This window comes from Achromobacter sp. Marseille-Q4954, assembly GCF_943737025.1.
In the GTDB taxonomy this organism is placed as follows: Bacteria; Pseudomonadota; Gammaproteobacteria; order Burkholderiales; family Burkholderiaceae_B; genus Achromobacter; species Achromobacter bronchisepticus_A.
Genome location: NZ_CALSFQ010000003.1, coordinates 43,009 through 55,820, shown reverse-complemented (window position 1 = coordinate 55,820; position 12,812 = coordinate 43,009). Strand labels below are relative to the sequence as shown.

Annotated in this window: 9 protein-coding genes; 6 read left to right on the top strand and 3 right to left on the bottom strand. The window is 68.7% G+C overall.

The annotated features are described in order from the left end of the window. The first annotated feature begins 1 nt into the window (after position 1). Positions 2 to 514: an RNA polymerase sigma factor gene (locus NGK62_RS25760; RefSeq protein ID WP_118933792.1), complete on the top strand. Its 513-nt coding sequence runs from the start codon at positions 2 to 4 to the stop codon at positions 512 to 514. 1 nt (position 515) lies between these two features. Continuing rightward, positions 516 to 1,331, top strand: coding sequence for an anti-sigma factor family protein (locus NGK62_RS25755; protein WP_059377819.1), 816 nt, complete (start codon positions 516 to 518; stop codon positions 1,329 to 1,331). On the opposite strand, the gene NGK62_RS25750 is transcribed toward NGK62_RS25755, so the two are convergent. From NGK62_RS25750 to atzF, 3 genes are read right to left on the bottom strand one after another with little or no spacing between them, the layout of a single operon-like run. Next, positions 1,328 to 2,077, bottom strand: coding sequence for a GntR family transcriptional regulator (locus tag NGK62_RS25750; RefSeq protein ID WP_251881016.1), 750 nt, complete (start codon positions 2,075 to 2,077; stop codon positions 1,328 to 1,330). The two genes, NGK62_RS25755 and NGK62_RS25750, sit on opposite strands and share 4 nt — an antisense overlap. Positions 2,078 to 2,079: 2 nt before the next feature. After that, the gene (uca, locus tag NGK62_RS25745; protein ID WP_251881014.1) at positions 2,080 to 5,712 is read right to left on the bottom strand and encodes an urea carboxylase; all 3,633 of its coding nucleotides are present in this window, start codon (positions 5,710 to 5,712) and stop codon (positions 2,080 to 2,082) included. 44 nt (positions 5,713 to 5,756) lie between these two features. Beyond that, entirely contained in the window at positions 5,757 to 7,577 is a 1,821-nt protein-coding gene (gene atzF, locus NGK62_RS25740; RefSeq protein WP_251881012.1) for an allophanate hydrolase, read from the bottom strand. A 368-nt stretch (positions 7,578 to 7,945) separates the two neighbouring features. Here atzF and urtA point away from each other — a divergent pair, with 368 nt between their 5' ends. From urtA to urtD, 4 genes are read left to right on the top strand one after another with little or no spacing between them, the layout of a single operon-like run. Continuing rightward, on the top strand, positions 7,946 to 9,199 hold the full coding sequence (urtA, locus tag NGK62_RS25735; protein WP_059377801.1) for an urea ABC transporter substrate-binding protein: 1,254 nt from the start codon (positions 7,946 to 7,948) through the stop codon (positions 9,197 to 9,199). Positions 9,200 to 9,219: 20 nt separating this feature from the next. Next, positions 9,220 to 10,851, top strand: a complete 1,632-nt coding sequence (urtB, locus tag NGK62_RS25730; RefSeq protein ID WP_059377790.1) for an urea ABC transporter permease subunit UrtB — start codon at positions 9,220 to 9,222, stop codon at positions 10,849 to 10,851. Further along, the gene (gene urtC / locus NGK62_RS25725; protein WP_059377789.1) at positions 10,848 to 11,975 is read left to right on the top strand and encodes an urea ABC transporter permease subunit UrtC; all 1,128 of its coding nucleotides are present in this window, start codon (positions 10,848 to 10,850) and stop codon (positions 11,973 to 11,975) included. The genes urtB and urtC overlap by 4 nt, the downstream gene beginning before the upstream one ends. Continuing rightward, a complete protein-coding gene (urtD, locus tag NGK62_RS25720) occupies positions 11,972 to 12,811 on the top strand; it encodes an urea ABC transporter ATP-binding protein UrtD (RefSeq protein ID WP_059377787.1) in 840 nt (279 codons plus the stop codon). The genes urtC and urtD overlap by 4 nt, the downstream gene beginning before the upstream one ends. Position 12,812 lies beyond the last annotated feature (1 nt).

Below are 12,812 nucleotides of genomic sequence, written 5' to 3'. Positions count from 1 at the left end.
CATGCGCGCCGAAGACGAAGCCCTGATCCTGGCCTGCATCCCCAGCCTGCGGCGTTACGCCCGCGGGCTGACGGGCGACCCCCATCGGGCCGACGACCTGGTCCAGGACACGCTGGAGCGCGCATGGAGCCGCTATTCGCGATGGCAGCGGCGCGGCGAGCTGCGCGCCTGGATGTTCGGCATCATGCATAACCATTTCATCGACGGCGTGCGCGCCAGCAGCCGGCGGCCCGAACAGACCGCCCCGGGCGAACTGCCCGACGCCCCGGTGCGCGCCACGCAGACCGACCACCTGGAGGTGCGCGACCTGGACCGCTGCCTGCAAGCCCTGCCCGCCGAACAGCGGGAAGTGCTGTTGCTGATATGCGTGGAAGACCTGTCCTATCAGGAAACCGCCCGGATACTGGACGTGCCGATGGGCACGGTCATGTCGCGCCTGTCGCGCGCCCGCGAGAAGCTGGGCGCGCAGATGCAGGCGCGCGACACCGTCAGCAGGCTCCATCGCGTGAAATGACATGAACGAGAAACGCCTCCATGCGGTGCCCGGCGCGGGCACCCCGATTACCGAAGCCGACCTGCATGCCTATGCGGACGGCCAGTTGCCGCCCACGCGCCATGCCGAGGTCGAGGCCTTCCTGGCCGCGCATCCGCAGGACCAGGCCCGCGTCGACGAATGGCGCGAGCAACGGCGCCTGCTGCACGCCATGCTGGACCCGGTGCTGGACGAACCTCTGCCGCTGCGCCTGCCCCTGGCGCGGCCCGCGAACCCCTGGCCCTGGCGCGCCCTGGCCGCCGGCGTGGCCATCGCCGCCGTCAGCGCCAGCGCCGCCTGGATCACCCGCGGCGCCATGGACGCCCGCCAACTGCAGGCGACGCTTGCGACTGCCGCGCCCGAGCGCATCGCGGGCGGCTATGCCCAGCGCGCCGCCATCGCCCACGCGGTCTACGCGCCCGACATGGGCCGGCCCGTGGAAGTCGGCGCCGACAACGAAAAAGGCCTGGTCACCTGGCTGACCAAGCGCATGGGCGCGACCATGCGCCCGCCGTCGCTGTCGCAGGCCGGCTATGAGCTGGTGGGCGGCCGCCTGCTGCCCGGCGGCGCGGGACCTGTCGCGCTCTTCATGTACGGCGCGGCCGACGGCCAGCGCCTGACGCTGTACGTCACCCGCGAAGCCGCGGGCGGGCAGACCGCGTTCCAGTTCACCCAGGAAGGCCCGGTGCGGGTGTTCTACTGGGTCGAAGGACAGTTCGGCTACGCGCTGTCCGGCGCGGTCAGCCGCGACGAGCTGCTGCGCGTGTCGCAGGAGGTCTACCAGCAGTTGCAGGGCTAGTCCGGCGACGCCACGCCTTGCCCGCCAGCGTGCTCGCGCGCCTGGTGCAGCATGTGCAGCGTGATCTTGCGGACCTCGGCGCGGCTCATGCCGATGTGCGAACGCAGCATGCGCGCCGCCTCGTCGGCGCGGCGGGCCAGCACGGCCCGCAGGATGGCCGCGTGTTCGTCGTAGGTGGCGTCCACGCGGAAATCCTTGGTGAAGTCCAGCCGCCGCACGATGCGTATCTTCTCGGTCACGTCGCGATGGATCTGCGCCAGCTCCGGGTTCCCGGCCGCCGCCACCAGCGAACAATGAAAGGCCTCGTCCAGCTGCGCCACCAGCCGGCCGTCCAGGATCCGCTGCCGCGGCGGCGTCAGCCACACGTCTTTCAGCGCGCCCAGGATGCCGGCCTGGTCCATGTGCTCGCGCGCGCACAGCCGTTCCACGGCAGCCTCTTCCAGCACCACGCGCACGTCGTACAGCGCCTCGAAGCGTTCGAAGTCGAAGGGCCGCGCCTGCCAGCCGCTGCGCGGACGCGGCAGCACGTAACCTTCGCGCTCCAGCCGCGCCAGCCCCAACCGCACCGGCGTGCGGCTGACGCCCAGCCGCGCCGCCACCTCGGCCTCGGTGAAGCGCTCGCCCGGCAGCAGGCGGAAGTCGAACAAGTCGTCTTTCAGGCGCTGATAGACCTGATCGGCCAGCGAGCCGGCCAGGGCCGGCGCCTGGCGGATGGCCGGAGCGGCCTGTGCGGATTCCAGGCGCATGCTCAGGCCACGGGGCAGGTCGCGTCTTCGGCCAGCACGATGAGCGGATCGCCCGCGTTCACCGGTTTGCCGGGCATGCAGCGGATCGCAACCACCGTCCCCGAGGCCGGCGCGATGACGGACAGCTCCATCTTCATGGCCTCGACCACCACCAGCGTGTCCCCGGCCGATACGCTCTGGCCCACCTGCACCGGGATCTTCCAGATGTTGCCGCACATGTCGGCGCTGACCAGGCTTTCACCTTCGCGCAACACCGCCTCGGCTTCGGGTTCGGGCCCAGCGGCCGCTTGCTCCACCGCCGCGTCCTCGCTTTTCCACAAGGCCACCTCGGCGTCGAAGGCGCTCTTCTGGCGCGTCTGGAACGCGGCAATGCTGTCGGCCTCTTCATCCAGGAAACGCTGGTGCGCGGCGAAATCGAACACCTCTTCCTCGATGCGGACCGTGGCCCGGCCTTCGCGGAAGTCCTCGCGCAGCACATCGAGTTCGGCTTCCGTCACCGGATAGAAGCGCACCTGATCGAAAAAGCGCAGCAGCCAGGGCTTGCCGTCCTGGAACACCGGATTCTTCAGGAACTTGTTCCAGATGGGCAAGGTGCGTCCGACCAGCTGATAGCCGCCGGGCGAATCCATGCCGTAGATGCACATGTAGACCCCGCCTATGCCTACCGTGCCTTCCGCCGTGTAGGTGCGCGCCGGGTTGTACTTGGAGGTCAGCAGGCGGTGGCGCGGATCTATCGGCACCGCGCAGGGCGCGCCCAGATACACGTCGCCCAGCCCCATGATCAGATAGCTGGCGTCGAACACGATGTCGCGGACCTGCTTGCGGCTGGCCAGGCCGTTGATGCGCTGGATGAAGTCCACATTGTTCGGCAGCCACGGCGCGCTGGCGCGCACGGTTTCCTGGTAGCGCTGCACCGCGCCCAGCGTGGCCGAGTCCTCGAATGCCATGGGCAGATGGACCACGCGCGTAGGCACCTTGAGCGTGGCCACGTCGGCCAGGCCCGCCTCGATCCGCAACAGCCGTTCTATCAGCGCGCCCTGCAGGATGACGCGGCTGTCGTAGCGGATCTGCAGCGAGCGCACGCCGGGGGACAGCTCCAGCACGCCGGCGATGGGATCGGCGTCGAGCGCACCCATCAGCAGATGGATGCGCATGCGCAGCGCCAGGTCCAGCACGTTGTCGCCGTACTCCAGCAGCAGGTAGCCGTCGCCCGCCTGGCGGTACGAGACCGCGGGCCGCGCGCCCTGCGCCGGCAGCGCCGCCACGATGGGTTCCGCCACGGCGGCTGGCGCCGCGGCTTGCGCGGGCTGCGCGGGCGCCGCCAGTTCGGCCACGCAACGGTCCTGCGCCGCCTCCAGCGCCACCGCCTGCTGATAATCGATGCGCACGAAGCGGATCCGGTCGCCCGGCTTGACCTGCCCGACCTTCCACAGTTCCGCGCGGGCGATGGTGACGGGGCAGACGAAGCCGCCCAGGCTGGGACCGTCGCGCGTCAGGATGACGGGGCTGTCGCCGGTGAAGTTGATGCTGCCGATGGCGTATTCGCAATCGTGGATGTTGGACGGATGCAGGCCGGCCTCGCCGCCGTCCTCGCGCGCCCAGGTGGGCTTGGGGCCGATCAGGCGCACGCCCAGCCGGTTGGAGTTGTAGTGCACTTCCCAGTCCGCGGCGAAGAAGGCTTCGATGGCTTCGGGCCGGAAGAAGTCCGGCGCGCCATGCGGGCCGTAGAGCACGCCGATTTCCCAGGTGTTGCCGTAGGCTGGAATCAGCGCGGCGGGCGCCGCCTGCGGCTCGGACACGGGCGCGGCGGCGTCATCGGCAAGCTCGGGCCGGATCAACGGCAGCATGTCGCCCACGCGCAGCGTGCGGCCCGCATGGCCGCCGAACTGGCCCAGCGCGAAGGTGGAACGGCTGCCCAGGTAGACCGGCACGTCCAGGCCGTGGCGCACCGCCAGGTAGCTGCGGCAGCCCGACAGCGCGCGGCCGGTGGCCAGCACCTGGCCCGAACGCACCGCCACCGGCGTCCACATGGGCACGGGTTCTCCGTCCAGCGTGGCGGCGCAGGTCGCGCCCGTCAGCGCCACGACGGCATCGCCATGAAAGCGCAAGGTCGGGCCGACCAGCGTGGCCTCGATGCCCGCGGCGTCGGACGCGTTGCCGACGATGCGGTTGGCCATGCGGAAGGCATAGTCGTCCATCGGCCCCGAGGGCGGCACGCCGATGTCCCAATAGCCCACCCGCCCCGGATAGTCCTGCACGCTGGTGTAGGTGCCGGCGGCCAGCACCTCGATCGCCGCGGGCCGGTAGACGAAACTCTCCAGGAAGCGCGTAGACAGGTCGCCTGCGCGAAAACGCGCGTCATCCACGATCTGCCGCAGATAGTCCAGGTTGGTGGCAATGCCGTGCAGGCGCGTGCGGGCCAGCGCGTGCGCCAGCTTGTCCAGCGCGGCCTCGCGCGTATCCGCATGCACGATCAGCTTGGCCAGCATGGGGTCGTAGAACGCCGGCACCTCGGTGCCGGTCGCGACCCAGCCGTCCACCCTCACCCCTTCCGGAAAGAACACCTCGGTCAGCGCGCCCGGCGAAGGTTGGAACTGGCGCAACGGATCCTCGGCATATAGGCGCACCTCGATCGAAGCGCCTTGCGGCGGGCGCGACATCGCGGCGTAGTCCAGCGGTGCGCCCGCGGCCACGCGCAGCATGCACTCCACCAGATCCAGGCCGGTGACGGCTTCCGTCACGGGATGCTCGACCTGCAGACGGGTATTGACCTCCAGAAAATAAAAACTGTCGCGCGCCGGGTCGTAGATGAATTCCACCGTGCCGGCGGAACGGTAGTTGACCGACTCGCCCAGCCGCACGGCGGCGGCGTGCAGCGCCTGGCGCGTGGCGGCGGGCAGCAGCGGCGCGGGCGTCTCTTCGATGACCTTCTGGTTGCGGCGCTGCACCGAGCAATCGCGCTCGCCCAGGGCCAGCACGCGGCCGGCGCCATCGCCGAAGATCTGCACCTCTACGTGGCGCGCGTTGTCGACGTAGCGCTCGATAAAGGCGCCGCCGTCGCTGAAGAAATGCTCGCCCATGCGCTGCACGCTATCGAAGGCCGCGGTCAGCTCGGCCTCGTTGTCGCAGCGCGAAAGTCCAATGCCGCCGCCGCCCGCCGTGCTCTTCAGCATCACCGGATAGCCGATGCGTTCGGCCTGCGACAGCGCGGCGCCCAGGCTGTCCAGCAAGCCGGTGCCGGGCGTCATCGGCACGCCGGCCTCGGCCGCCAGTTCGCGCGAACGGTGCTTCAGGCCGAACTCGCGGATCTGCAGGGACGTGGGGCCGACGAACGCGATGCCGGCGTCCTCGCAGGCCTGCGCGAACTCGGCGCTTTCGGACAGGAAGCCGTAGCCGGGATAGATGGCCTGCGCGCCATGCTTGCGGGCGGCCGCCAGCAACAGGTCCATGCGCAGGTAGCTGTCGGCGGCCTTTTCGCCGCCCAGCGCCACGGCCACGTCGGCCGCGCGCACGTGCGCGGCATTGCGGTCCGGGTCGGAGTAAACGGCCACGCTGCGGATGCCCAGCCGCTTGAGGGTGCGGATGGCGCGGACGGCGATCTCGCCGCGGTTGGCAATCAGAACGGTATCGAACACGGTGCGACTCCCTGGTGTCTTGCGGGGGTTATCGAAAGCGGAGATCAAGCCAGGCTGGCCAGATAGGCGCGCCAGCCGCCAAACTCCGTGATGTCGCGCGCGCCCTCCAGCCCGCGCGGCTCGCAAATGAAGCCCTTGACCTGGCGGCCGTCCGCCAGCTCCAGCGTGCCGATGCCCAGCGGCGCGGGGATCTCGGCCACGAAGGCGCCGAAGGCAGCCAGCGGCACATCCCAGAGTTCGACCTCGATGGGCGCGCCGCTCGCGGACTTCACCAGGCCGGGCTTGGGCGGCGTGGTATTGGCCAGGGCATACAGGCGGTAGTCGTCCGAGGTGCGCGTCGCCTCGACGAACACGGCGCGGCGCGAGGTCAGTTGGTGGTTCAACGGCATGCCGCGCAAGTGCGCGCCCACCACCGACACCCGCACCGTGTCGCGCGCGGGCGGGGCCGCATGCCCGGCCGCGGGCAGCGGCGCGCCGGTGGCGCCCAGCGGCAGCGCCAGGCGCGCCTGCCACTGGCGTCCGAACTGCGCCAGCGCGTGGTCCTGCCAGGCCATGCCGATCAGCGTGATGCCTGCGGGCAGGCCGTCGCCGCGCATGCCCGCAGGCAGCGCCAGCGCCGACAGGTCGGCCAGGTTGGTGAAGTTGGTGTAGGTCCCCAGCCGCGAATTCAGCGTCACCGGATCGGCTTCGAGCTGGGCGATGGTGTAGATCGAAGGCGTCGTCGGCACGACCAGCGCATCAAAGCCCGCCAGCGCCTGATGGATGCTGCGCGTCAGCTCGGCGCGCCGGTACTCGGCCTTGAACGCGTCCAGCGCGCTGTAGTTGGCGGCCTGTTCGACGATGCCGCGCACCACCGGATGGATGGCGTCAGGGCTCTGCTTCCACAACGCTTCCACGGCGGCAAAGCGCTCGGCCACCCAAGGCCCTTGATACAGCAGCGCCGCCAGCTCGTTGAACGGCGTGAAGTCGACGGGTTCGACCGTTGCGCCGCCCGCCTTAAGGTCGCTCACGGCCTGGTCGAACGCCGCCACTGCCTGCGCATCGCCGAAGAATTCCAGTTGCGCGGGGATCGCCAGCCTGGGTTGGGCCGGCCAGGGATGCCCGCTGCCCACAGGCTGGGCGCGCGAATAGGGATCGCGCGCATCCCAGCCTGCCGCAATGTCGGCCACCAGTTCGGCGTCGTCCACCGTCAACGCGAACACCGACACGCAGTCCTGCGTGCGGCAGGCCGGCACCACGCCTGCCGCGCTGAGCCTGCCCTTGGTGGGCTTGAGGCCGACGATGTTGTTGAAGCCTGCCGGCACGCGGCCCGAGCCCGCCGTGTCGGTGCCCAAGGAGAAAGCGGCCAGGCCGCGCGCCACCACGGATGCGGAGCCCGAACTGGAGCCGCCGCTGACGTAGTCCGGATTGAACGTATTGGGCACCGCGCCCAGCGGCGAACGCGTACCCACCAGTCCGGTGGCGAACTGGTCCAGGTTGGTCTTGCCCACCAGGATGGCGCCGGCCGCGCGCAGGCGGCGGACCACGGTCGCATCTTCCTCGGGCGTATACGCGAACTCAGGGCAGGCCGCCGTGGTGGGCCAGCCGGCGGCGTCGATGTTGTCCTTGATGGCGAACGGCACGCCATACAGCGGCAGCCGCGTCAGGTCGCCGTTGGCCGCTTCCAGCAGCCCATGCAGGGCATCGAGCTGCCGCGCCAGCATGGCGCCGTCCACGCGCTTGATCCAGGCCGTGTCCGGCGGGCTGCCGCGTTCGGCCCAGGCCGCCAACAAGGTCTCGGGCGTGGCGCCCTCGTTGCGATAGGCGGCCTGCCATTGCGCGATCGTCCAGGCGACGGGGCCTTTGTGCGTTGCTGCGGCGTTCATGCTGGAATCCTTTCTTGTATACAAGTACGGATTCCCAAGCAATCGGCGTGCCATGTTGGCCGCCGCTGCGCGCACGCCCCTGTTCCCTGCGGCAACGCGCCGCTTGCGGCCTGAAGCCATCACGGCGGCGCGGCACGCGCGCACCGCCAGCGGGCGGCGCCCGCACCCATGTTGTGCATACGGCACCAGATCGGCCCCAGCCCGCTCCCGCGCTGTTGTCGCCGGCGTCCGTCTTGTTTTCCCCCCTTCATATAGCGAACCGCGCGTAGGCGCGCAGCTGGCATGCCTTTTGCTTTTAGGTCTTCGTTGTCGTGTGTTTTCAGATCGTTCTCGCCGGCACGGCCGGCCCATTCCATTCAGGAGTCACCATGAAACGCAGACTAGCCCTTAAGCAACTGACCGCCGTGAGCCTGTTGGCCATGTCCGGATGGATGCCGCAGGTATACGCCGCCGAGGACACCATCAAGGTCGGCATCCTGCATTCGCTGTCGGGCACGATGGCGATCTCGGAAACGTCGCTCAAGGACGTGGCCCTGATGACCATCGACGAAATCAACGCCAATGGCGGCGTGATGGGCAAGAAGCTCGAAGCCGTGGTGGTGGACCCGGCGTCAAACTGGCCGCTGTTTGCCGAGAAGTCGCGCCAGCTGCTGTCCCAGGACAAGGTGGCGGTTGTCTTCGGCTGCTGGACCTCGGTGTCGCGCAAGTCCGTGCTGCCGGTGTTCAAGGAACTCAACGGCCTGCTCTTCTACCCCGTGCAATACGAGGGCGAGGAACTGGAGAAGAACGTGTTCTATACCGGCGCCGCGCCCAACCAGCAGGCCATACCCGCCGTCGAATACCTGATGAGCGAAGACGGCGGCGGCGCCAAGCGCTTCGTGCTGCTGGGCACCGACTATGTCTACCCGCGCACCACCAACAAGATCCTGCGTGCCTTCCTGCATTCCAAGGGCGTCAAGGACAGCGACATCGACGAGGTCTATACGCCCTTCGGCCATTCCGACTACCAGACCATCGTCGCCAACATCAAGAAGTTCGCCACCGGCGGCAAGACCGCCGTCATCTCCACCATCAACGGCGACTCCAACGTGCCCTTCTACAAGGAGCTGGGCAATGCCGGCCTGAAGGCCACCGACGTACCGGTGGTGGCATTCTCGGTGGGCGAAGAGGAACTGCGCGGCGTGGACGCCAAGCCGCTGGTGGGCCACCTGGCGGCGTGGAACTACTTCCAGTCGGTCAAGAACCCCGTCAACGACGCCTTCATCCAGAAATGGAAGGCCTATGCCAAGGCCAAGAACCTGCCCAACGCGAATACGGTGGTGACCAACGACCCGATGGAAGCCACCTACATCGGCATCCACATGTGGAAGCAAGCGGTGGAACAGGCCAAGACCACGGACGTGGACAAGGTGATCGCAGCCATGGGCGGCCAGAAATTCAACGCGCCCGACGGCTACACCATCGAAATGGACAAGACCAACCACCACCTGCACAAGCCGGTCTACATCGGCGAGATCAAGGCGGACGGCCAGTTCAGCGTGGTGTGGAAGAGCAAGGGTCCGATCCGCGCCCAGCCCTGGAGCCCGTACATCCCGGGCAACGAAGGCAAGCAAGGTCTCTAACGCACCGGGAACAAGCAGCCATGCGCATCGCGGCATTCGCACTCTACTTGCGTCGTTTCCTGCTGGCATGGCTGGTGTCCCTGCCGCTCGCGGCCGCCCCGGCGGCGGCAAGCGGCGTGGACCCAGCCCTGCTGGCGCCGCTGGCCGGCGACGACACGGACGCCAAGCTCCAGGCGATTGCCGCGCTGGGCCAGTTGCCCGAACCCGAAGCGGCAGCGGTGCTGCAGGCGCTGGGCGAGGACCGGCTCTATGCCGCCAATGACGGCCGCGTGCTGATCGGCAACGGCGGCACGCGCGCCATCGATGCGGCGACGGGCGCCGCCGCCGAGCTGCCCGCGGACGCGGGCGCCATCGGCATCAACAACCGCCTGCGCCGCGCCATCGAGGCCGCGCTGGCGGGTTCGCGCCTGTATTCCGAGCAGCCCGCCGAGCGCCTGGCTGCGGCGCGCCGCCTGCAGCAGACCGGCGACCCGGCGCGCCTGCCCATGCTGGAAAAAGCATTGGCATCGGAAAGGAACGAAGCCGTGCGCGACGCGTTGCTGATCGCACAGGCCAACCTGGAGTTGAAAAGCAGCGATCCCGCCAAGCGCCGCCATGCGGTCGAGGTGTTGGGCGCCACCCGCAACGCCGCGTTTCGTCCCACCCTGGCCGCGCTGGCCGAGGCGCGCGACGGCGTTTACGCCGAACCCGATGCCGGCGTGCGTGAAGCTGCCGGCCGCGCGCTCAAGCAGATCGACCGCCACCTGGCCACCATCGAATGGGCCGGCAATCTGTTCTACGGCATCAGCCTGGGCAGCGTGCTGCTGCTGGCGGCGCTGGGCCTGGCCATCACCTTCGGCCTGATGGGCGTCATCAACATGGCGCATGGCGAACTGCTGATGATAGGCGCCTACGTGACCTACGTCGTGCAAACGGCGTTCCGCGCCTGGCTGCCGGGCTGGCTGGACTGGTATGTGCTGGCGGCGCTGCCGCTGGCCTTTGCCGTGACGGCGCTGGTCGGCATGGCGCTGGAGCGCACCGTCATACGCTGGCTCTATGGCCGGCCGCTGGAAACGCTGCTGGCCACCTGGGGCATCAGCCTGATCCTGATGCAGGGCGTGCGCACGCTGTTCGGCGCGCAGAACGTGGAGGTGGGCAATCCCGGCTGGATGTCCGGCGGTGTCACGGTGCTGGGCGGACTGGTGCTGAGCTACAACCGCCTCGTCATCATCGGCTTCGCCTTCTTCGTGGTGTTCCTGGTGTGGGCGCTGCTGAACCATACCCGCCTGGGCCTGTTCGTGCGCGCCATCACGCAGAACCGCCGCATGGCCGACTGCGTGGGCGTGCCCACCGGCCGCGTCGACATGCTGGCCTTCGGCCTGGGCTCGGGCATCGCCGGGTTGGCCGGAGTGGCGCTGTCCCAGCTGGGCAATGTGGGGCCGGACCTGGGCCGCGGCTACATCGTCGATTCATTCATGGTGGTGGTGCTGGGCGGCGTGGGCCAGTTGGCCGGCACCGTCATCGCCGCGCTGGGCCTGGGCGGCGTCAACAAATTCCTGGAGCCTTACGCGGGAGCCGTCATGGCCAAGATCACCATCCTCGCGCTCATCGTGCTGTTCGTCCAAAAGCGGCCGCAAGGCCTGTTCGCCCCTCGCGGCCGGAGCGTCGAATGAAACAGAACGCGCTGACTGACCTGAATCTGCTGACCCGCCGCCCGCTGTACTCGGGCCGGGTCTGGGCGGCCCTGGCCGCGGCCGTGGCGCTGCTGGCGCTGCTGCCCCTGCTGAATCTCGCTTTCCCGCCCGGCCATGCGCTGCATGTGTCGGCCTATGCCGTGGCGCTGCTGGGCAAGTTCATGTGCTACGCCATGGCGGCGCTGGCGCTGGACCTGGTGTGGGGCTATGCCGGCATCCTGTCGCTGGGACACGGCCTGTTCTTCGCGCTGGGCGGCTATGCGCACGGCATGTACCTGATGCGCGCCATCGGCCGCGACGGCGTCTACCAGAGCGACCTGCCCGACTTCATGGTGTTCCTGGACTGGAAGAGCTACCCCTGGTACTGGTCCTTTACCGAGCACTTCTGGTACGCCATGCTGCTGGTCGTGCTGGCGCCTGGCGTGCTGGCCTTCGTGTTCGGCTACTTCGCCTTCCGCTCGCGCATCAAGGGCGTGTACTTTTCCATCATCACGCAGGCGCTGACCTTCGCTGCGATGCTGCTGTTCTTCCGCAACGACACCGGTTTTGGCGGCAACAACGGCTTCACCGACTTCAAGCGCATCCTGGGCTTCGACATTACCGCGCCCGGCACGCGCGCGGCGCTGTACTGGATCACGCTGGCCGCGCTGGCGGGCGCGCTGGTCCTGGCGCGCGCGGTCACGCAGAGCAAGCTGGGCCGCGTGCTCACCGCCGTGCGCGACGCCGAGAGCCGGCTGCGCTTCATCGGCTACGACCCGCTGGGCTTCAAGCTCTTCGTCTGGACCCTGTCCGCGGTGCTCTGCGGCATCGCCGGCGCGCTCTACGTGCCGCAGGTCGGCATCATCAACCCCAGCGAGATGTCCACCGAGACCTCGATTGAAATGGTGATCTGGGTCGCCACCGGCGGACGCGGCACGCTGGTCGGCCCCATCATCGGCGCGGGCGCCGTCAACGGCCTGAAGACCTGGTTCACCAGCGTGCTGCCGGAATTCTGGCTGTACGCGCTGGGCCTCATCTTCGTGCTGGTGACGCTGTTCCTGCCCACCGGCATCGTCGGCCTGGCGCGCCGCATCTCCGCCCGCATCCAGGGGAACAAGGCATGAGCAGCACGCACATCGAATCCGCCGCGCTCGACGGCGGCCCCAGCGGCGATGCCGGCTACGGCCGCGTCAGCCCCAAGGGCCTGGACACCAGCCACGGCGCCATCCTCTACCTGGAAGGCATCACCGTCAGCTTCGACGGCTTCAAGGCCTTGAACGACCTGACGCTGGACATAGGCGTGGGCGAGCTGCGCTGCATCATCGGCCCCAACGGCGCGGGCAAGACCACGATGATGGACGTCATCACCGGCAAGACCCGGCCCACGGCGGGAACCGCCTACTTCGGCCAGAGCATAGATCTCACCACCCTGAACGAAGCCCAGATCGCGCATGCCGGCATCGGCCGCAAGTTCCAGCGGCCCACGGTGTTCGAGCAGCACAGCGTGTTCGAAAACCTGGAGCTGGCGATGAAGACCGACAAGCGCGTGCGGCCCACGCTGTTCGCGCGGTTGAGCGGCGAACAGATCGATAAGATCGGCGAGACGCTGGACCTGATCCGGCTGCGGCCCGAGGCGGCGTTGCCCGCCGGGCTGCTGTCACACGGACAGAAACAGTGGCTGGAGATCGGCATGCTGCTGATGCAGGAGCCGCAACTGTTGCTGCTGGACGAGCCGGTGGCGGGCATGACCGACGCCGAGACCGAACGCACCGGCGAGCTGCTCAACGAACTGCGCGGACGCCATTCGCTGATGGTGGTGGAACACGACATGGACTTCGTCAACCAGATCGCGGGCGACGGCAAGGTCACGGTGCTGCACGAAGGCTCGGTGCTGGCCGAAGGACCGATGAGCAAGGTGCAGGCCGATCCGCGTGTCATCGAAGTCTATCTGGGGCGCTGAG

Coding starts and splice junctions, on each gene's coding strand:
- NGK62_RS25760 (WP_118933792.1), top strand. CDS start 2: ATGCGCGCCGAAGACGAAGCCCTGATCCTGGCCTGCATCCCCAGCCTG.
- NGK62_RS25755 (WP_059377819.1), top strand. CDS start 516: ATGAACGAGAAACGCCTCCATGCGGTGCCCGGCGCGGGCACCCCGATT.
- NGK62_RS25750 (WP_251881016.1), bottom strand. CDS start 2,077: ATGCGCCTGGAATCCGCACAGGCCGCTCCGGCCATCCGCCAGGCGCCG.
- atzF (WP_251881012.1), bottom strand. CDS start 7,577: ATGAACGCCGCAGCAACGCACAAAGGCCCCGTCGCCTGGACGATCGCG.
- urtA (WP_059377801.1), top strand. CDS start 7,946: ATGAAACGCAGACTAGCCCTTAAGCAACTGACCGCCGTGAGCCTGTTG.
- urtB (WP_059377790.1), top strand. CDS start 9,220: ATGCGCATCGCGGCATTCGCACTCTACTTGCGTCGTTTCCTGCTGGCA.
- urtC (WP_059377789.1), top strand. CDS start 10,848: ATGAAACAGAACGCGCTGACTGACCTGAATCTGCTGACCCGCCGCCCG.
- urtD (WP_059377787.1), top strand. CDS start 11,972: ATGAGCAGCACGCACATCGAATCCGCCGCGCTCGACGGCGGCCCCAGC.